This is a genomic window from Asticcacaulis aquaticus (assembly GCF_028550415.1).
In the GTDB taxonomy this organism is placed as follows: Bacteria; Pseudomonadota; Alphaproteobacteria; order Caulobacterales; family Caulobacteraceae; genus Asticcacaulis; species Asticcacaulis aquaticus.
The window spans coordinates 26,701-44,250 of record NZ_JAQQKX010000002.1; the positions used below are offsets into that span (position 1 = coordinate 26,701).

Here is a 17,550-nt window from a genome sequence, read left to right on the forward strand (position 1 = left end):
AATCCTTCCCCGTTCACGGGGAAGGATGTTTGAGAACCTTGGCCCCGTTAACGGGGAAAGATTATTCCGCCCCCTCCTCATACACCTTTCGCGCCTCGACGATCTTAGGGTGATTGTCGACCGCCCAAGCGACGAGCGCGCTCAAAGGCGGCATGATCGACTCACCCAACTCTGTCAGGCGGTATTCGACGCTCGGCGGCACCGTCGGAAAAACATGGCGGCTGATATAACCGTCACGTTGCAGGTCGCGCAAAGTCTGGGTCAGCATCCGCTGCGAAATATCCGGCACGGCGCGTTTCAACTCTCCGAAACGATGCGGCTTGGTCGACAGGGTTAGCAGCATCAGGCTCGACCACTTGCCACCGATATGGTCCATCACGTCGCGCACCGGACAATTGGCCATATCGAACCCCGCGTTCAGCACGGCTTCGGCGACGCTAGGGGCCTCTCCGTCCGCCAATAGTTCCCTTTTCATCCCTATCTCCCGAAATAGTGCCGTCTTTACACCCCAACATAGCTTCTTATTTTATACCTGATCTCAAATTGAGACTATAGGAAAATTCAAGGAGCTTAACATGTCCACCCTGCTCGTCACCGGCGCATCCGGCCAACTCGGTCAACTGGTCCTCAAGGCCCTCGAAGGCACGTCCCACACGGTCATCGCCGGGTCGCGCGATCCGTCGAAACTTACCACGACCTTTACCACGCGCACCGTCGATTTCGACGCGCCCGACACCCTGACCGAAGCCTTCGCAGGCGTCGACCACCTGCTGTTGATCTCGACCGACGCACTTGCCGTGCCGGGCCAGCGCCTCAAACAGCACACCGCCGCCGTCGAGGCCGCCAAGGCCGCAGGCGTCAAACACATCGTCTATACCTCGCTGCCGAATGCCGAGCCGGGCAACAAGATCACCTTCGCGCCCGATCACTACGGCACCGAACAGGCCATCAAGGCGTCAGGCATCGCCCATACGATCCTGCGTAACGATTGGTACATCGAGAACCTGTTGATGAGTCTGCCGCACGCGCTGGACACCGGCGCGTTCTACACCTCGGCGCCCGACGGCCGTGTGGCCTATGTGGCGCGCGAAGACGCCGCCCGCGCGGCGGCTGCGGCGCTCACCGACGCCCTAGAAGGCACCTTCACCATCACCGGCCCGGAAGCCCTGACCTATGGCGAGGTTGTTGCCCTCGCCTCCGACATTACCGGCAAACCCGTCAATGTCATCGCGGTCACCGACGAACAATATAAGGGTGGCCTGCAACAGGCGGGCCTGCCCGGCTTCGTCGCCGACATGCTGACCTCTGCCGAAGCCGCTATCCGCGCGGGCCAGCTCGACGGCGTTACCCATGCCGTGCAGACCCTGACCGGTCAGGCACCAAAGACCGTCAAGGACGTGCTGTCAGCCCTGCTGAAATAACGGCCACACATGAGCATGGTGAAGCTTTTCGCTTTGGTGTAAGAGCCTCACCATGCTGATTCATTCCGTTCAGGCCTCCGACATCCCCGCCCTGTCCGCGCTCGCCAAGGCGACGTTCACGGACACGTTCGGCCACCTCTATCCGACGGACGACCTGAACGCCTATCTCGATAAGGCCTACGCGCCGGACGTGCTACTCAGGGAAATCGACGAAGCCGATCAGTTCTGGCGCATCGTCTATGACGAGGCCCACATGGCTATCGCCTATATTCAGGCGGGTCCGGTCGGTCTGCCCCACATCGAAGCCGACAAACATACGCAGGGTGAAATCAAACGCCTTTACGTGGCCACCTCGGCGCAGGGGCGCGGTCTGGGCAAAAGGCTGCTGGAACTGGGGCTCGATTATCTTAAAGCCCGTTACGACGACGCCCCGCAATGGGTCGGCGTATGGAGCGAAAACCACCGGGCGCAGAAGCTCTATCTCGGTTACGGCTTCAAGCGCGTTGGCGATTACGGCTTCAAGGTCGGGCGCACGACGGATTTCGAATTTATCCTACGGCGCTAACTATCCGCGACCCCGTAGCCACATCAGCAAGGCCCAGGCATAGCCGTCCTTCTCCAGCCGCTTGAGCGCCTCCAGCGGTCGCATCCAGACCAACTCGTGATCGGCCTCGGTCTTGGCTTCCGGCTTATCGCCGACGATCACCGCCTCGTAGAAATGGGCGTGGTTGGCGAAGGCGTAACCTTCGGCATTGACAAAATACTGCAACACCTCGCCCGCCGCCGCACCGGGAGCGATCTCGACCCCGGCTTCTTCGAGAAATTCGCGTTTCAACGCCTCGGCGTGGGATTCCCCCGCCTCGATCGCGCCGCCGGGGAAGTCGTATTTGAAATGACTGTAGCCCTGCTGAACCAGGGCGATATAGCCGTCACGCAGGACTATGCCATAGGCGGCGGCGCGGGGTTTGTAATCCAGCCCCGCCCGCCGGTCGCCGAAGGCCCGCAGCGCCCCAGATATCCGACTTTCAGACATCCTACTTTTAGGCATCCTACTTGTTGTCTTCGCCGCGCAGCGACTGCCAGAAGTCGCCCTTGTTGGCCAACAGGTCTTCGTAGGTCATGGTCGGATAGCCGAAGGTCATGGTCTTGGAATCGCGCCACGCATCCGTCAGCACGTCGCGCAGGTCCGATGCGCCCTGCGCGATACGACCCTTCATGAAGTCGATGCCGCGCTTGTCGCCCTCGGCAAAACCGCCGTCCTTGTAGAGCTGATACATCGGAACGACATAGGTCCAGTTGCGGTCCAGCTTGGCGTCGAAGCAGCGCTCGGTCTTGAGCGTACACGATTCCGGCGCCACTAGTGCCCCGCGGATCATCTCGTTGGTGATCCCGGCGCTGACGAAGGCGCTTTCCAGCGGCCCGTGGATCTTCTCCAGTGTGAAGCCCTGCGGGTTGGGATATTCCTCGCCCCAGCCGTTATAGTGGATCGACAGGTGCAGCGGCTGCGAGGCATCGCCGACATAGTGCGACAGGATGCCGATATCACGCAAGGTCAGGGCCTCACGACGACGAATGGCGGTGCGCAGCCATTCCTTTTTTGCCGCGTCGGTTTCCTTGGCTTCGACATGGGTCAGGGCGCGCCAGTAGGCGAAATCCTTGACCACCTGCTGATAGGCATCGACCAGCGCATAGTTCAGATAGCCCGACTTCCACGGCATGACATTCTTCGTCCGCAGAAGCGCGTCGAAATCGGAACGCGATTGCGGCACCTCCTGAAGCTTCACGCCCGCCAGAGTCTTGCCTTCGTCATCGAGGTCGATGAAGTGTGCGGAATCGCGCTCGAAGTCGTGGACCTTACCCGCGCCCTTCCAGTTGTCGGGCTCGTTCGAATAGGCACCGATATCGCCGATGCCTTCGGGTGAGCGCAGAAAGGCCGGCATATAGGCCGGTAACGCGCGCGCCGCCTCTTCGCCGACGATGCGGTGACCCGTCGGCCCCCAGGCCTGCGCCCCCGACGAAATCGATGTGGCACACAGCAGGGCCGCACCGGCCATCAGGATCGAACGAACGGTATTACGCATGAAAGCACCTTGCACTTGCGGGGATTTGACTTAGCCTTCGGGCGCGAGCGTGACCTCAAGCCCGTCGAGGTCATCGCGCATCAGGATCTGGCACGACAGACGCGAATTACGCTTGACGACAAAGGCTTCGTCAAGCTTTTCCTCTTCCTCGTCGCTCTTTTCGATCAGCTTGTCCGTCCATTTCGGATCGACATAGACGTGGCAGGTGGCGCATTCCAGCGCCCCGCCGCACTCGGCCTTGATCGGCAGGCCGTTGTCGCGGATGATTTCCATGATCCGCCAGCCTTCAATTGCCGGCAGGTTATGCACGACACCGTCGCGGTCGGTACACAGGATATGGAGTTCGTCGTCGCTCATCTTGGCCTCGGCTTAGAGCGCATCCCGAAAAGTGTTCGCGGTTTTTCGGATTAAGATGCGCGGCAGAAATGCCAAGGCTTTAATGCGCACACCGCCGATTGCCAAGCGTTTTTAGACCCGCAGAGCCTTGAGTTGCAGGCCGTGCACATAGGCGGCCACGTCGATCAGGGCCGCGTCAAGCGCCGTTTTCAGCTTTTCAAGTCGCCCCTGCGCCCCTTCGAGGTCGCCCTTCTCCACCGCCTCGGCGGCTGCCGACAGGGCATTGGCGCCGATCCCGGCCGCCGCCCCTTTCAGGGTGTGGGCGGCGTCGCGCCACCCGGCGTGAGAGGTGTTCAGCAGGGGCGCCCAGATCTCGGCCTGTTGCTGAAACAGGCGCAGCACCTCTTCCATCACTTCGATATCGTTACGCGTATAGGACTCCAGATAGGAAAAATCCACTGCGCCGCTCAAATCCCTGAAAGCCATGCCTACCCCTTACTCATAAAGCTACGAGTTGTATAAAATACGCGCAAAGGTTTAACGAATTCCAACGTTCTGCGACTCTTTTTCATCCATATGAAGATTCGTTAGGAATTTCATCCGCATCTTGCCTAGAAACCAGCCATCCACAGGTCAAACGCAAAATAATTCAAATAACGCTTGAAACCGCCGAAAAAATTCGTATGTTCCGCCCCTCACCGCCGGGGATCACCAAGTCTCCAGTCACGGCGGTTCTGAAATAGTGTGGGTGTGTAGCTCAGTTGGTAGAGCAGCTGACTCTTAATCAGCGGGTCCACGGTTCGAGTCCGTGCCCACCCACCATTTCAATTCCTTACACTGTAAGGTTTTTCACGACTTTCCCAATTAGAACAAAACCGCCAACTGTGACCGAAACGCGGATCACAGCGCCTGTGGAATCGTGGGGCGAATGAGGTCACCCAGCAGGGTCTGGAATTGCGTCGGCTCGAACGGCTTCGGGATAAAGCCGGTCATGCCGGCATCGTAGCATTTCTGACGATCAGAATCGCCCACATGGGCCGTCATGGCGATGATAGGCGTTGGTCGCAATCCGCGCATGTCTTCGATTTCACGGATGCGCCGCGTACTTTCATAGCCGTCCATACCGGGCATCTGGACGTCCATCAGGATCACGTCATAGTCGCACTGTTCACTGCGGCGTACGGCTTCCATGCCGTTGCGCGCTACGTCGTAGCCGAAACCGAGCCGGTCGAGCAACGTCGTCACCACCAGAATATTGGGTTCGTAATCATCGACGACCAGCGCATTCCTGTGGGCGCGAACAACGCTGACATCGGGCCGGCGCGCCAGTGCCGCCCGCAACGGGTCGTGCTGGATCAACAGGTCGACGGAAAAGCTAGACCCCAGACCCAGCGTGCTTTTGACGCGGATCAGCCCGCCCATCTGCCGGGCGATGGCCTGACTGATCGACAGGCCCAGCCCCGATCCCCCGTAACGGCGGGTCATGGAGGCGTCGGCCTGTATGAACTTGTCGAAAATCAGCGGCAATACCTCGTCGCTGATGCCGATGCCCGTGTCGATAACCTCGAACAGGAGCCGCGACGCGTTAGCGCCCACATCCACAGCGGTCACCCGCAGATCGACCGACCCGCTTTCGGTGAATTTCAGCGCGTTGGACACCAGATTGGTGAGAATTTGCTGAAGCCGCAAGGCATCGCCCCGGTAAAACTCGCGGACGGGACCGCTGAGCGACACATTCAGCGCGACACCTTTTTGCGTAGCGGACAAGCGCTGCGGGCCAACCGTATGTTCGATTAGTTCGGGCAGGTTGAAATCGTTGATTTCAAGCTCCATCGCGCCGTTTTCCAACCGGGAAAAGTCGAGCAGATTGTTGATCAGCCCCAGCAGATTATCGCCGCTTTGCTTTAAAACCGCGATATATTCCTGTTGCTTCGGCGTCAGATTGTCCGACATGGCCAGGATATGCGTCAGGCCGATAACCGCATTCATCGGGGTTCTGAGTTCGTGGCTCATATTGGCCATGAATTCTTCGCGGCGGCGGCCGACCTCGGCCAGCAGGGCCTCGGTCGCCTTTTGCTGGCTGATATCGCGGGCGACCTTGGACGCCCCGATGACGCGTCCCGTAGAGTCGCGGATCGGCGACACGGTCAGCGACAGATGGACCAGCTGACCGAACTTGCCAACGCGGATGGTTTCGAAATGATCGATACGTTCGCCCCGGCGCACCTGACCGATGATGTGGGTTTCTTCGTCGCGCTTGTCGTGCGGAATAATAAGGGTGATGTGCTGGCCGATGGCTTCTTCGGCGGTATAGCCAAAAATGCGGTGAGCCGAGTCGTTCCACGCGGTAATGATGCCATCCAGCGTCTTGCCGATAATCGCATCGTCGGAAGACGCCACGATCGCGGCCAGATAGCTGCGCATATGTTCAAGATCGGGCTCTCCCCGGAGGCCTGAGTCCGATACTGGCTCACCCATATAGTCACCCCACCTGTACGCACAGCGCGTCGATTTTTATAAAAAACGCGCTTTACATCTATATATTGCCCTTTGAAATCCGACAAGAAATTAACCTTTAAAGAATTGATTTTATAAGATTATTTATAAAATCCTTATTTTTCACAACTACGGCATTACGCTCTCTTTTCAATGAAGAAAAAGAAATGCAACCCTTGCGATAATTTTCCACTGAAACAATCGATCGCATGCCCATCGGTGCGCCCTGGCATCATTAACCTGCCCGAACCTGTGATCCGTTAGATCCCTGCGTCATATTCACGTCGATCTCAGTTAGGAAGCGCACAGTCTTCGGGTGCTCGTGGACAGCATGACCATCGCCCCGCAGCTAATCAATTGCTATTTATGGCTTTTTCACGAAACCCAACAGGAAGGACGGGGCCTTCTTATGCGACGCCCACTAGGTTGCCCGTGCTGTTCGTTATCCCGCATCAGAGGCGTTACCCTGCCCTTAACGGCAACGACACCCGTCATAGCGGCATTAAAACGATAAATATCGCGCGTTTATCCGCCCCGGATAGTGCCCTATTGGAGAGAAACATAATGATCCTGAAGAAAACCCTGCTGACCGCCTCGCTCGCCGGTTTCCTGGCCGTCGCCGCCTGCTCCTCGCCCAAGGAAGAGGCCGCCGAAGAGGCGTCTGAGAGCGCATCGGAAAGCGTCACTTCGGTCTATGACAGCGCCTCGTCCTCGGCGTCCGAAAACGTCGATTTCGCCGGTCGTGCCACGGTCGCGGGCCTGTTCGAGATCGAGTCGAGCAAGCTGGCCATCGAACGTACGAAGAATGCCGACCTAAAGGCCTTCGCCCAGCGCATGGTCACCGACCAAACCAAGGCCGCAACCGAACTCAAGACCGCCATTACGGCTGCCGGTCTGACCCCGCCGAAGGAAGGCCTCGACGAGGAGCATGCCAACCTGCTCAACGATCTGAAAAACGCCAAACCGGAAGAGTTCGACGCCAAATATATCGATGCCCAGCAAAAGGCGCACGACAAGACGGTCGATCTGTTCGAAAAGGAATCGAAGGACGGTCAGGCGGGACCGGTAAAGGATTTCGCCACCAAGACCATGCCGACGCTTCAGTCGCACCACGACGCCATCAAGGCGATCGACGAAAAGTACTAAACCGCGATAAAATGAGAGAGAAGCGCCGTCCCGTCATGGGGCGGCGTTTTTATGTGATCAGCCCAGTGCCTTCGCCGCTTTCTCGCTGGCCTCCTTATGCGCAGCGGCCTCCTTTTCATCGCCTCCCTCGCGCGCCTTGGCGGCCAGACGCTCATAATGTTTTTGCAGGTCTGCCAGTTCCTTCTCGCTCATGTTTTCCATGTCGATATAGGCCGTATTGGCGTTTTTCGCCGCCCGGATCAGTTCGTCGAGCTTCAACTGCATGATCTTGGAATCGCGGTTCTGGGTATTCTGGATCAGAAACACCATCAGAAAGGTGACGATGGTCGTGCCCGTATTAATGACCAGTTGCCAGGTATCGGAGAACCCGAATAGCGGCCCGGTGACGACCCACAGGATCACCACCCCCGCCGCCAGACCGAAGGCCGCGGGGCTGCCGGTGGCGACCGCTGCGGCTTGCGCAAAACAAACGAACCAACCCTTCTTTTCTGTCTTTTCAGTCTCTTGTGCCATGATGTCTCACCTTGGAATGTGAGCCAAGGCTGGCCGTCGGAGCGTAAGAAAGCAATGACGTGCCAAAGCATTTTCAGGCAAAGTGGACACCGGTTTGCCGTAAGGAAATGCGATAAAACAAAAACTTAGATTACATACAGATCGACATACTCATGCACAGGTGTGTTTTCGAGCCGCGTCTGGTCGAGACTGAGGGCATAGATTGCGTCCTGCTGCTTCTTCGGAAAACGGCGGGCGAGATTGGTTCTGAACTTGGCCTCAAGCAGCGGGATGCCTTCCTCGCGGCGACGCTTGTGGCCGATAGGGTATTCAACGACGATTTCGTCCATCGTCGTGCCATCGGTGAATTCGACAGTCAGACCATTGGCGATCGAGCGCTTTTTCGGGTCGTGATAGTCGGCGGTAAAGGCCGGGTCTTCATGACAGACGATCCTGTCACGCAAGACGTCGATACGGGGATCGAAGGCGACATCGTCCTCGTAATCCGCCGCCGTCAGCCGCCCGAAAATCAGCGGCACAGCGACCATATACTGGATGCAGTGATCGCGGTCGGCAGGGTTGTTGAGCGGACCTTTCTTGTCGATTATGCGGACGCACGCCTCGTGTGTGCGGATCGAAACGCGAGCGATGTCATCAATCGTTTTCCCGCGCGCCTTAAGGTCGAAATGCAGGCGCATGGCCGCTTCGACGGCGGTCTGGGAATGGAATTCCGCCGGATAGCTGATCTTGAACAGAATGTGTTCCATGACGTAGTGGCCATAGGGTCGCTGGAATGAAAACGCCTGGCCTTTAAAGGAAACATCGTAGAAGCCCCAGGTCTTCGCGGTCAGAGCCGAGGGATAGCCCATCTCGCCCTTCTGCACCATCAGGGCCAGCCGCACCGCGCGTGAGGTGGCATCCCCCGCCGCCCACGACTTGCGCGACCCGGTATTGGGGGCGTGACGATAGGTACGCAAGGCCTGTCCATCGACGAAGGCCAGCGACACGGCGTCTATGATCTCATCACGCGTCAGGCCCAGCATCTGCGCCACCACCGCCGTCGAGGCGACCTTTACGAGGATGACGTGGTCGAGGCCGACACGATTGAAACTGTTATCGAGCGCCAGCACCCCCTGAATCTCATGTGCTTTGATCATGGCGCGAAGGACGTCCTTCATCAGCAGCGGCTTTTTACCCTTCGCCACGTTGTTGCGCGATATCCAGTCGGCCACGGCAAGGATGCCGCCGAGATTATCCGACGGATGCCCCCACTCCGCCGCCAGCCAGGTGTCGTTGAAGTCGAGCCAGCGGATCATGGCACCGATGTTGAATGCCGCCTGAATGGGATCGAGCTGGAACTGCGTACCCGGCACCTTTGCGCCGTGCGGCACGACGGTGCCCGGCACGATCGGGCCGAGCAGCTTGGTGCAGGCGGGATAGTCGAGCGCCTCCAGCCCGCAACCCAGCGTGTCGATCAGACAGTTGCGTGCGGTCTCGAACGCCAGACCGGAGTCGATATTGTAATCGAGCACGTAGTCGGCGATGTCGACGAAAACGCGGTCGGATTCGGGGCGGATATTTGAGATATGTGTGGACATGAGATTCTCCTGCATCCCTCCCTGTTTACGGGGAGGGGGGACCGCGAAGCGGTGGGTGGGGGAAGCCCCCTTCCGTCAGCGCTGCGCGCTGCCACCTTCCCTGTGAACGGGGAAGGATGTTTAATCGCGTTCCTCGATCTTCACGAACGCCCGATCCTCAGGACCGGTATAGTTCGCGCTCGGGCGAATGATCTTGCCGTCGATGCGCTGCTCGATCACGTGCGCCGACCAGCCGGCCGTCCGCGCAATGGCAAACAGAGGCGTGAACATCGCCGTCGGCACGCCCATCCGGTGATAGGAGACCGCCGAAAACCAGTCGAGATTGGGGAACATTGTCTTGGCGTCCCACATCACGCTTTCCAGTCGCTCGGCGATCGAGAACATCTTCATCGAATTTTGCTCGGCGCTCAGGTCGCGCGCCACGGTCTTGATCACCTCATTGCGCGGGTCCGACACCGTATAGACCGGATGCCCGAAGCCGATCACGACCTCTTTGTTGGCGACCCGCTGACGAATATCCGCTTCCGCTGCATCGGCGTTGTCGTAACGCTTCTGGATCTCGAAGGCGACTTCATTGGCACCGCCGTGCTTCGGCCCACGCAGCGCCCCGATCGCCCCGGCGATGCACGAATACATGTCAGACCCCGTCCCGGCGATAACCCGCCCGGCAAACGTCGAGGCGTTGAATTCGTGCTCGGCATAGAGGATCAGCGAGACGTGCATGGCCTTCACCCAGCTTGCGCGCGGCGTTTGCCCGTGCAGCAGGTGCAGGAAATGCCCGCCGATCGAGTCATCGTCGGTCTCGACTTCGATGCGCTTACCGTTGTGACTGTAGTGGTACCAGTAGAGCAGCATCGACCCCAGCGAGGCCATTAGCTTGTCGGCGATATCGCGTGCCGAGGGGGCATTATGGTCGTCCTTTTCCGGCGCCAGACAGCCCAACAGCGACACCCCGGTGCGCATCACGTCCATCGGGTGCGCCGAAGGTGGGATGTTCTCCAGCACCGACTTCAGGCTGACCGGCAGCCCCCGTAAGGCCTTCAGCTTGGTCTTGTAGGCGTCCAGTTCGGACTGCGTCGGCAAGGCCCCGTGGACCAGCAGATAGGCCACCTCCTCGAACTCGCACCCTTGCGCTAGGTCGAGGATATCGTAGCCGCGATAGGCCAGATCGTTGCCGGTGCGCCCGACGGTACACAGGGCGGTATTGCCCGCCGCCATGCCCGACAGGGCGACAGATTTCTTGGGCTTGAAGGCCGTCGTCGCCTCCCCCTTGGGCAGCTCAGTCACTGCGCTCATAAACGTCTCCACCTATTTGTTTTTATTGAACATCGCATCAAGGCGATCTTCGAAGTCGTAGTAGCCGATGCGCTGATAAAGCTCGTCGCGCGTCTGCATAGTGTCGAGCACGGCCTTCTGATGACCGTCGCGACGGATGGCCTCATAGACGGCCTGGGCGGCCTTGTTCATCGCCCGGAATGCCGACAGGGGGTAAAGCTGGATCGCCACACCGGCAGACGCCAGTTCTTCGCGGGTAAACAAAGGCGTCCTGCCGAATTCGGTGATATTGGCCAGCACCGGCACCTTCACGGCGTCTGCGAATTTACGATAGGTCTCAAGGTCGTAGGCCGCTTCGGCGAAAATGCCGTCGGCCCCGGCTTCGACGCACCTGATGGCCCGCTCGATGGCCGCATCGACGCCGTCCACCGCAATCGCATCGGTGCGAGCGATCAGGAAAAAGTCCGGATCGGTCTTCGCATTGGCCGCCGCCTTGACGCGATCAACCATTTCATCTGTGGAGACAATCTCCTTCCCCGGACGATGGCCACAGCGCTTGGCGCCCACCTGATCCTCGATATGGCACGCCGCAGCCCCGGCCTTGATCAGCGCCTTGACCGTGCGTTCGATGTTAAACGCCGACGGCCCGAAGCCGGTGTCGATATCGACCAGCAGCGGCAGGTCGCAGACATCGGTGATACGCCTGACGTCGATCAGCACGTCCTCAAGGCCGCTGATACCGAGGTCGGGCATTCCCAGCGAGCCCGCCGCGACCCCGCCTCCGGACAGGTAGATGGCCTTATACCCGGCCCTTTTGGCTAACAAGGCATGGTTGGCATTGATCGCGCCGATGACCTGCAAGGGCTGTTCGGCGTTGAGCGCGTTTCGAAATTTCGTACCGGGTGATGTCATAAAATCCTCATCTGCCCTCCACCTCGCACGCGGGGAGAGGGGTTAGTTCAAACGCTCCAGAATACTCGCATAATTGGCTACCGCACCGCCGCCCATATTGAACACAGCCCCAAGTTCGGTGCCCGGCACCTGCATCTCACCCGCTTCACCGGTCAGTTGCCGCGCCGCCATCACATGCATCGACACGCCCGTCGCCCCGACCGGATGCCCCTTGGCTTTCAGGCCACCGGACATATTGGTCGGCAACACGCCCTGTCGCCCCGTGCCACCGGCGACGATGAACTCCGCCCCCTGCCCCCTGGCCGCCAGCCCCATGGCCTCGGCCACCAGCACCTCGGCGATGGTGAAACAATCGTGGACCTCGGCAAAGCCCAGTTCCGACACCGTCACACCTGCCTGTTCGTAGGCTTTCGCAAAGGCCAGACGCGGACCGGTGAAATCGAGGAGATCCTTTTGCGACAAGGGCAGCAGATCATTGATCTGTACCGCCGCGCGGAAACCGACCGCGCGCTTGAACTCTTCCGCCCGATCGGTGCGCACAAGCACCACCGCTGCCGCGCCGTCCGAGACCAGCGAACAATCGGTCATCTTCAACGGATCGGAAATCAGCGGGTTTTTGTCGGAAACGGTATGGCAGAACTCGACCGACAGCGGTTTGCGCAACTGCGCCAGAGGATTATGCAGCGCCGCCGCGTGGTTCTTGGCCGCCACATGCGCCATGGCCAGGGTCGGATCGCCGTATCTTTCTGCATAAGCTTTGGCATAGCGCGCAAAGATATCCGGAAACGACAGCCCCGCCTCTTCCTTCTGATAGCTGGCCATGCCCAGCGACCGCGTCACGCCCGCGCCATCGAGGTCGGTCATTTTCTCGGCCCCGACGACCAGCGCCACGTCAATACGGCCTGAGGCTATGGCATCCATCGCCGCATACAGCGCCGCCGATCCCGAGGCACAGGCATTTTCATAACGCGTCGCGGGCTTGTAGCGCAGGCCGTTATCGGCGCCCAAAACCATCGACGAACAAAATCCGTCCGGTGTCAGCCCGGCATTGTAGAGCCCGAGAAACACGGCATCGACATCGTTGCCCGCGATTCCGGCATCGCTCAGCGCCTCACGCGCCGCCGCCTGAATCAGGTCTTCCAGCGACTGGCCGGTGAGCCGTCCGAACGGCGTGTGGCCCCATCCGACCATAGCGGCCTTAGGCATACCCACTCCTGTGTTTTCGCCGGATCAATCCGGCATCCCTGCCGTGCCACACAACTTATATTGTTGCATTTGCCACTAAATTAGACACCCTGCCCTTGCGTCAGTCAAGCCCATGCGCTGGCACAACTGCGTGACCGCCCGCACTGCATTTTTATTTCGCATCTGCGAAGGTCAGCTACCATGCGCAAACCCTTTTCCATTCCGCTGAACCAGACCGCCTTCGCGGCCGGCCTGATACTGCTCGCCTTCGGGCTGGTGGCGTGGATCGTATTGTCACCCGCCGCAGTGCATGGCCTCTATAATTCCGATATCCTCCTACCCGCCGCCCTGCACGACAACGCCTTTACACGCCCCAACGGCTATATGGGGTTTCAGCAGGCGCGCATCCTCAGCTTCTTTCCCGATCAGGCCGTCTATCATCCTATGGCCCTTCTGACCGGCGATCCGCGCGCGGCTTTTTTCGGCTATGCGGTGATCTCGTTCCTCGCCCTGACCTGGGTCGGCGCCACCGCCATTCATCAACTCGATCCCAACATCAGGGTGCCCACAGCGGCGCTTGCCTTCGCACTGGTGTTCACGCTGCTGACCTTTGGCTTGAAGCAGGTGCCCGGCCTCAGCCCGCCCTACGACGCCCTGCTGTTCCCGGTCAATCATTCCGGTCCGCTGATCGTGTCGATCTGGCTGTTCACGCGCTTGAAGGCACCCCTGAAACCGCAAATGCTTCTGTTGTCGGCGATAATCTTTCTGACCAGCCTGTCGGATGCGCTATTCCTGCTGTTCGCCGTCGCGCCTTTAGGGCTCGCCGCTCTGACACGGCTGGATTTCGTCAGCCCGCGCGCGCTCCTGCGCTCGCTATGGCGCGAAAAGACCTATGCCGGTCTGATGGCATTCGGCCTGTGCGGCGTCGGCGCGTCCAGCCTCTTCTTTTCACAGGGCGCGCCGCCCCTGACGGTTCAGGCCGTCGTCGACGCATTGCGCCTCCTCCGCCACGACCTTCTGTCGCTCAATCCGTTCAATCTGTATTATCTGATCGGACTTGTTGTGCTTGTCGGCGTGGTGACGGAAGTTGTCAAACGGTCCGGCGATGCCCGCCGCCAGATGATCTATGTCGCTGCCGCCATGAGCCTGCCGATCGGGTTTTTTGTCGTCTACTACGGCGGTCAGGGTGCCTCGCGCTACCTGATGGCCCTGTTTGTCTGGCCGCTGATCCTGCTGAGCGGCGCTTTGGCAAGGCACCTGCGCAAAGGCCGCCGGGTCATCCTCGCGGGCAGCCTTGTCGGGCTGGCCGCCGGAACCGCGGCCCATGGCAGCGCTATCCCCGCACTCAACTGGCGCGACCCGGTCGAGACCTGCCTGAGCCGGTATCCATCCCTCACACGCGGGTTAGCCGCCTTCTGGGTGGCGCGGCCGATCTCGGTATCCAGCGACTTCCGCCTGCGCACCGAGCAAATTAGTCCCGACGGCCAGCCCTATGTCTGGGGCAACGACCCGTGGTGGTACTGGCATGGCGCCGACGGTACGCCTGCGCGGTTCGACTTCATCGTCATGAAGGACCTTGACGAGGCCGCTATCCGTGCGAAGTACGGCGATCCGGCCCGCGTCATTCAGTGCCCGACGACGGCGGTCTGGATGTACGACGATCCCGCCCGCGTGGCGGAAACTCTGGTACGCGACGCAACGCGCTTGAAACGTCAGATCAGGCTATGATTTATTCCACCCGCGTCACCTTAGGCCGCACCGTTTAACTTCGCTCTCGCCGCGTCTCTCTCTGCCTTGGACACCCCCCAAATATCTCGGCCCCTTTCAATCTCCTGCATGATCTCGGGGGTAGCACAATACGCTCGGTCAAAAGCATTCAGTGCCTCCGGATTTTCCCTCTTATAGAAACATATCCGTGCCGCATCCCATGGCCGCATCATATCCAGCGGCTCAGACCGGCGGTCACCCCGCACCAAAACCACATGCAGACGCTTAAGATAGTCAACCAAAGCCCAGCGATTGCGCTTCTTTTCGTCACGCAACTCAAAGGCTTCTTCGCGTGTCACCGGCAATCCCTTCGACAAAGCTTCGACATTCAACGCATCGTAAACAGCCTGTGCCTTGTCGAATTCACCCAGTTCCCGGTAGGCGTTCATTACCCGCAACCGGATCGCCAGCCATGTCTCGTCCTCCGGTTTGGCCGGAAGAGTTTCGGCCAAATTTAAGAAAGCCCGCTGATACCTCATCTTGAGAACAGCATCGTCATCGGCTTCCCAACTTGCATTCAGCAAATACCAGACGATCTTTTCCGATTTCGGATTCAGAGCCTTCTCGATCCACGCCACACGAAAGAACGGCGTATCGGTCTCACGCAGAGCCTGATATTCAGCCGACGCCAGAAGCCCTTCAAGCGCCTTGATTTCGGCCTTGGTAAATTCACGATACATGATGAGCCCATTGTCGGGACAGATCGGCGGCGTTACCGGAAACTCACCGGACCCGTAGGGTTTGCCGTCCGGACGCTGCCCCCATGTCGAATAGGACATGTAGAACGAATGCTCGAACGACTTTCCACCGACGGGACATTTGAGCTCCTGGGGCGGCGCAATAGTGCTCGCGGTGGTAGACGCCGCGCTCGCCAGCAAAGCCACCGCAGCCGTTAAAATCCATGTGCGCATAATCCCCCCCCGAACCTGAAACTTCGCGGCACACTATAGGCGCGAAAAATAATACAGTACAATCCCGCTGGTGGTCGCGACATTAAGGCTGTCGAAACCACCGTGCATGTCGATGCGCACCGTTTCGCACGCGGCCATGATGTCGGCGCTCAGCCCCGGGCCTTCGGCACCGAACAGTACCGCCGAGCGGGCGGCAGGCACCACCGTCTCCAGCGTCATCGCCCCCGAGGGCGTCAGGGCATAGGGCGTCAGGTCCAGCGCTTTCAGCGTCCCAACTACGTCATCGACGCGATAGTGCGGCACTTCGAGCACGCCGCCGACGCTAACGCGGATCGCCTTGCGGTACAAAGGATCGCAGCAGGTCTCATCCAGCACCACGGCATCGACGCCGAAAGCCGCCGCGTTACGCATCAGCCCGCCCATATTATCGGTATTGCTGATCCCGCAAAGGACCAGAACCCGCGCCCGGTTGCCACTCACGCGTTGGGTCAAGGTCTGTTTGGGCGCATATCGCCCCAGTGCCAGATAGCCACGATGGATCGGAAACCCGGCCACAGCGTCCATGACAGCTTGCGGCACGACATAGACCGGCGCATCAGGCAAATGCGCCAATCCCGGCAATCGCTCCGGCGTTGTCAAAACGCTGACCGTTTCTGCCACCGGCGAGGTAAACAACCGCTCCAGCACGACCTTGCCTTCGGCCATGAACAGGCCGTTCCTCCCCGTAAGGTCACGGTCTTTCACATCGCGATAGAGCACAAGACGGGTGTCGTCAGGGTCGGTGATTTCAAACAGCATTCGTCACGGTGGCGGCGGAATCGGCGGGGTCGGATATATCCGCCTTTAACCGCTTCCGCCCCGCATCGCCAGCCTCTTCGACCACGGCTCGCGTTTTCGGCAAGGCTTCGGGGTAGCGGGCATTGATAAAGGCCACCATGTTTTCGCGCACATAGCACCTCAGGTCAAAGGCCGTCGGCGAGTCGGCGGCGCTGACCAGAATGCGGATCTTCACCACATCGGGATAGGTCTCGGTCATCTGCACGACCTGCACCTGCTGATCCCACAGGTCGGTTTTCGCCAGAAGTTCCAGCAGGTGTGCCCGCAGAGGCTCGACCGGCAGGCTGTAGTCGGCATAGAGCTCGACGGTGCCGATGATGCTGGCCGAGGTCCGCGTCCAGTTCTGAAATGGCTTCTCGATAAAATAGCCGATGGGCAGGACCAGCCGCCGTAGGTCCCATATGCGCACCACGACATAGGTCAGGGTGATCTCCTCGACCCAGCCCCACTCGCCCTCAACCACGACGGCGTCCTCCAGCCGGATCGGCTGGGTGATGGCGATCTGAATACCCGCCAGCAGATTGCCGAGCGTCTTTTGCGCCGCGAAGCCGATGACAATGCCCGCCACCCCCGCCGAGGCCAGCAGACTGACGCCCAGCCCGCGCAGTTCGTCGAACAGCAGGAAGATCGCCGCCAGCGTCAGCACCACCAGCAGGAAGGTCGCCAGCCGCCGCGCCAGCATGATCTGGGTATGGACGCGCCGCGCTTTCAGATTGTCACGCACCGTAATATCGTGACGGCGCGAGATCGAGACACTGACGATATCGATGGCGCACAGGGCCAGCCAGTAGATCAGGACGATGGTCAGGAACTTGGTGACCGTTATCACCACGTCTCCATCCATGAGCTCGGGCCAGAATATGCGGATCGCGACAAATACGGCCAGCACCGGCATGGCCGTATAGAGCGGGCGCTTCAACCTCTCGACATCGAAGCGGTACAGTGCCGTCGCATGGCGCTTCGCCCGCCAGCGCGCAAAAGCCATGACCAGCCACGCCACCAGAAACGCCGCCGCATAGGTCATGACGACCATGGCCGACACGGCAACCCACAGTGGCAGGCCTTCGAAATAGTGAGTTAGAAGCAAACGCAT

General features: G+C 59.7%; 18 protein-coding genes and 1 tRNA gene. 5 read left to right on the top strand and 14 right to left on the bottom strand.

Features of this window, described 5'->3' with window-relative positions; translation table 11 throughout:
* Positions 1 to 61: 61 nt before the first annotated feature.
* Positions 62 to 475 (bottom strand): winged helix-turn-helix transcriptional regulator, encoded by a 414-nt coding sequence (locus tag PQU92_RS03130; protein WP_272746762.1) that lies wholly within the window; start codon positions 473 to 475, stop codon positions 62 to 64.
* Positions 476 to 575: 100 nt separating this feature from the next.
* Between PQU92_RS03130 and PQU92_RS03135 the strand changes: the two genes are divergently transcribed.
* Together PQU92_RS03135 and PQU92_RS03140 are read left to right on the top strand one after the other, a co-directional pair.
* Positions 576 to 1,421, top strand: a complete 846-nt coding sequence (locus PQU92_RS03135) for an SDR family oxidoreductase (protein ID WP_272746763.1) — start codon at positions 576 to 578, stop codon at positions 1,419 to 1,421.
* Between the two features lie 52 nt (positions 1,422 to 1,473).
* Positions 1,474 to 1,986, top strand: coding sequence for a GNAT family N-acetyltransferase (locus PQU92_RS03140; protein ID WP_272746764.1), 513 nt, complete (start codon positions 1,474 to 1,476; stop codon positions 1,984 to 1,986).
* Here PQU92_RS03140 and PQU92_RS03145 read toward each other — a convergent pair whose 3' ends face one another.
* The 4 genes from PQU92_RS03145 to PQU92_RS03160 all read right to left on the bottom strand — a co-directional run bounded on the left by PQU92_RS03145 (position 1,987) and on the right by PQU92_RS03160 (position 4,324).
* Positions 1,987 to 2,454 (bottom strand): NUDIX domain-containing protein, encoded by a 468-nt coding sequence (locus PQU92_RS03145; protein ID WP_272746765.1) that lies wholly within the window; start codon positions 2,452 to 2,454, stop codon positions 1,987 to 1,989.
* A gap of 16 nt (positions 2,455 to 2,470) precedes the next feature.
* Positions 2,471 to 3,502 (bottom strand): phospholipase C/P1 nuclease family protein, encoded by a 1,032-nt coding sequence (locus tag PQU92_RS03150; RefSeq protein WP_272746766.1) that lies wholly within the window; start codon positions 3,500 to 3,502, stop codon positions 2,471 to 2,473.
* A gap of 30 nt (positions 3,503 to 3,532) precedes the next feature.
* On the bottom strand, positions 3,533 to 3,859 hold the full coding sequence (locus PQU92_RS03155) for a 2Fe-2S iron-sulfur cluster-binding protein (protein ID WP_272746767.1): 327 nt from the start codon (positions 3,857 to 3,859) through the stop codon (positions 3,533 to 3,535).
* 111 nt (positions 3,860 to 3,970) lie between these two features.
* Complete coding sequence (locus PQU92_RS03160) at positions 3,971 to 4,324, bottom strand: Hpt domain-containing protein (RefSeq protein WP_272746768.1); 354 nt, start codon at positions 4,322 to 4,324, stop codon at positions 3,971 to 3,973.
* A 260-nt stretch (positions 4,325 to 4,584) separates the two neighbouring features.
* Between PQU92_RS03160 and PQU92_RS03165 the strand changes: the two genes are divergently transcribed.
* Positions 4,585 to 4,660 (top strand) — tRNA-Lys (locus PQU92_RS03165).
* 78 nt (positions 4,661 to 4,738) lie between these two features.
* Here the strand turns inward: PQU92_RS03165 and PQU92_RS03170 are convergent.
* The gene (locus PQU92_RS03170) at positions 4,739 to 6,262 is read right to left on the bottom strand and encodes a PAS domain-containing hybrid sensor histidine kinase/response regulator (protein WP_272746769.1); all 1,524 of its coding nucleotides are present in this window, start codon (positions 6,260 to 6,262) and stop codon (positions 4,739 to 4,741) included.
* Positions 6,263 to 6,898: 636 nt separating this feature from the next.
* Between PQU92_RS03170 and PQU92_RS03175 the strand changes: the two genes are divergently transcribed.
* Entirely contained in the window at positions 6,899 to 7,480 is a 582-nt protein-coding gene (locus tag PQU92_RS03175) for a DUF4142 domain-containing protein (protein ID WP_272746770.1), read from the top strand.
* A 57-nt stretch (positions 7,481 to 7,537) separates the two neighbouring features.
* On the opposite strand, the gene PQU92_RS03180 is transcribed toward PQU92_RS03175, so the two are convergent.
* The 5 genes from PQU92_RS03180 to PQU92_RS03200 form a co-directional block, all read right to left on the bottom strand.
* On the bottom strand, positions 7,538 to 7,993 hold the full coding sequence (locus tag PQU92_RS03180) for a low affinity iron permease family protein (protein ID WP_272746771.1): 456 nt from the start codon (positions 7,991 to 7,993) through the stop codon (positions 7,538 to 7,540).
* Positions 7,994 to 8,118: 125 nt separating this feature from the next.
* Positions 8,119 to 9,570, bottom strand: coding sequence for a bifunctional 2-methylcitrate dehydratase/aconitate hydratase (locus PQU92_RS03185; protein WP_272746772.1), 1,452 nt, complete (start codon positions 9,568 to 9,570; stop codon positions 8,119 to 8,121).
* A 120-nt stretch (positions 9,571 to 9,690) separates the two neighbouring features.
* Positions 9,691 to 10,866: a bifunctional 2-methylcitrate synthase/citrate synthase gene (prpC, locus tag PQU92_RS03190; protein ID WP_272746773.1), complete on the bottom strand. Its 1,176-nt coding sequence runs from the start codon at positions 10,864 to 10,866 to the stop codon at positions 9,691 to 9,693.
* 12 nt (positions 10,867 to 10,878) lie between these two features.
* Positions 10,879 to 11,757: a methylisocitrate lyase gene (gene prpB, locus PQU92_RS03195; RefSeq protein WP_272746774.1), complete on the bottom strand. Its 879-nt coding sequence runs from the start codon at positions 11,755 to 11,757 to the stop codon at positions 10,879 to 10,881.
* Between the two features lie 42 nt (positions 11,758 to 11,799).
* A complete protein-coding gene (locus PQU92_RS03200) occupies positions 11,800 to 12,963 on the bottom strand; it encodes a thiolase domain-containing protein (protein ID WP_272746775.1) in 1,164 nt (387 codons plus the stop codon).
* Between the two features lie 180 nt (positions 12,964 to 13,143).
* On the opposite strand from PQU92_RS03200, the gene PQU92_RS03205 reads away from it, so the two are divergent.
* Positions 13,144 to 14,670: a hypothetical protein gene (locus PQU92_RS03205; RefSeq protein ID WP_272746776.1), complete on the top strand. Its 1,527-nt coding sequence runs from the start codon at positions 13,144 to 13,146 to the stop codon at positions 14,668 to 14,670.
* Positions 14,671 to 14,690: 20 nt separating this feature from the next.
* On the opposite strand, the gene PQU92_RS03210 is transcribed toward PQU92_RS03205, so the two are convergent.
* The 3 genes from PQU92_RS03210 to PQU92_RS03220 are packed head-to-tail and all read right to left on the bottom strand — an operon-like array spanning position 14,691 to position 17,550.
* Entirely contained in the window at positions 14,691 to 15,620 is a 930-nt protein-coding gene (locus PQU92_RS03210) for a hypothetical protein (protein WP_272746777.1), read from the bottom strand.
* Between the two features lie 33 nt (positions 15,621 to 15,653).
* Entirely contained in the window at positions 15,654 to 16,418 is a 765-nt protein-coding gene (locus PQU92_RS03215; RefSeq protein ID WP_272746778.1) for a TrmH family RNA methyltransferase, read from the bottom strand.
* Positions 16,408 to 17,550, bottom strand: coding sequence for a mechanosensitive ion channel family protein (locus PQU92_RS03220; protein ID WP_272746779.1), 1,143 nt, complete (start codon positions 17,548 to 17,550; stop codon positions 16,408 to 16,410). The genes PQU92_RS03215 and PQU92_RS03220 overlap by 11 nt, the downstream gene beginning before the upstream one ends.

Excerpts from the sequence above, each read along its gene's own strand:
- PQU92_RS03130 (WP_272746762.1), bottom strand. The coding sequence starts at position 475 with ATGAAAAGGGAACTATTGGCGGACGGAGAGGCCCCTAGCGTCGCCGAA.
- PQU92_RS03135 (WP_272746763.1), top strand. The coding sequence starts at position 576 with ATGTCCACCCTGCTCGTCACCGGCGCATCCGGCCAACTCGGTCAACTG.
- PQU92_RS03140 (WP_272746764.1), top strand. The coding sequence starts at position 1,474 with ATGCTGATTCATTCCGTTCAGGCCTCCGACATCCCCGCCCTGTCCGCG.
- PQU92_RS03145 (WP_272746765.1), bottom strand. The coding sequence starts at position 2,454 with ATGTCTGAAAGTCGGATATCTGGGGCGCTGCGGGCCTTCGGCGACCGG.
- PQU92_RS03150 (WP_272746766.1), bottom strand. The coding sequence starts at position 3,502 with ATGCGTAATACCGTTCGTTCGATCCTGATGGCCGGTGCGGCCCTGCTG.
- PQU92_RS03155 (WP_272746767.1), bottom strand. The coding sequence starts at position 3,859 with ATGAGCGACGACGAACTCCATATCCTGTGTACCGACCGCGACGGTGTC.
- PQU92_RS03160 (WP_272746768.1), bottom strand. The coding sequence starts at position 4,324 with ATGGCTTTCAGGGATTTGAGCGGCGCAGTGGATTTTTCCTATCTGGAG.
- PQU92_RS03170 (WP_272746769.1), bottom strand. The coding sequence starts at position 6,262 with ATGCGCAGCTATCTGGCCGCGATCGTGGCGTCTTCCGACGATGCGATT.
- PQU92_RS03175 (WP_272746770.1), top strand. The coding sequence starts at position 6,899 with ATGATCCTGAAGAAAACCCTGCTGACCGCCTCGCTCGCCGGTTTCCTG.
- PQU92_RS03180 (WP_272746771.1), bottom strand. The coding sequence starts at position 7,993 with ATGGCACAAGAGACTGAAAAGACAGAAAAGAAGGGTTGGTTCGTTTGT.
- PQU92_RS03185 (WP_272746772.1), bottom strand. The coding sequence starts at position 9,570 with ATGTCCACACATATCTCAAATATCCGCCCCGAATCCGACCGCGTTTTC.
- prpC (WP_272746773.1), bottom strand. The coding sequence starts at position 10,866 with ATGAGCGCAGTGACTGAGCTGCCCAAGGGGGAGGCGACGACGGCCTTC.
- prpB (WP_272746774.1), bottom strand. The coding sequence starts at position 11,757 with ATGACATCACCCGGTACGAAATTTCGAAACGCGCTCAACGCCGAACAG.
- PQU92_RS03200 (WP_272746775.1), bottom strand. The coding sequence starts at position 12,963 with ATGCCTAAGGCCGCTATGGTCGGATGGGGCCACACGCCGTTCGGACGG.
- PQU92_RS03205 (WP_272746776.1), top strand. The coding sequence starts at position 13,144 with ATGCGCAAACCCTTTTCCATTCCGCTGAACCAGACCGCCTTCGCGGCC.
- PQU92_RS03210 (WP_272746777.1), bottom strand. The coding sequence starts at position 15,620 with ATGCGCACATGGATTTTAACGGCTGCGGTGGCTTTGCTGGCGAGCGCG.
- PQU92_RS03215 (WP_272746778.1), bottom strand. The coding sequence starts at position 16,418 with ATGCTGTTTGAAATCACCGACCCTGACGACACCCGTCTTGTGCTCTAT.
- PQU92_RS03220 (WP_272746779.1), bottom strand. The coding sequence starts at position 17,550 with ATGCGTTTGCTTCTAACTCACTATTTCGAAGGCCTGCCACTGTGGGTT.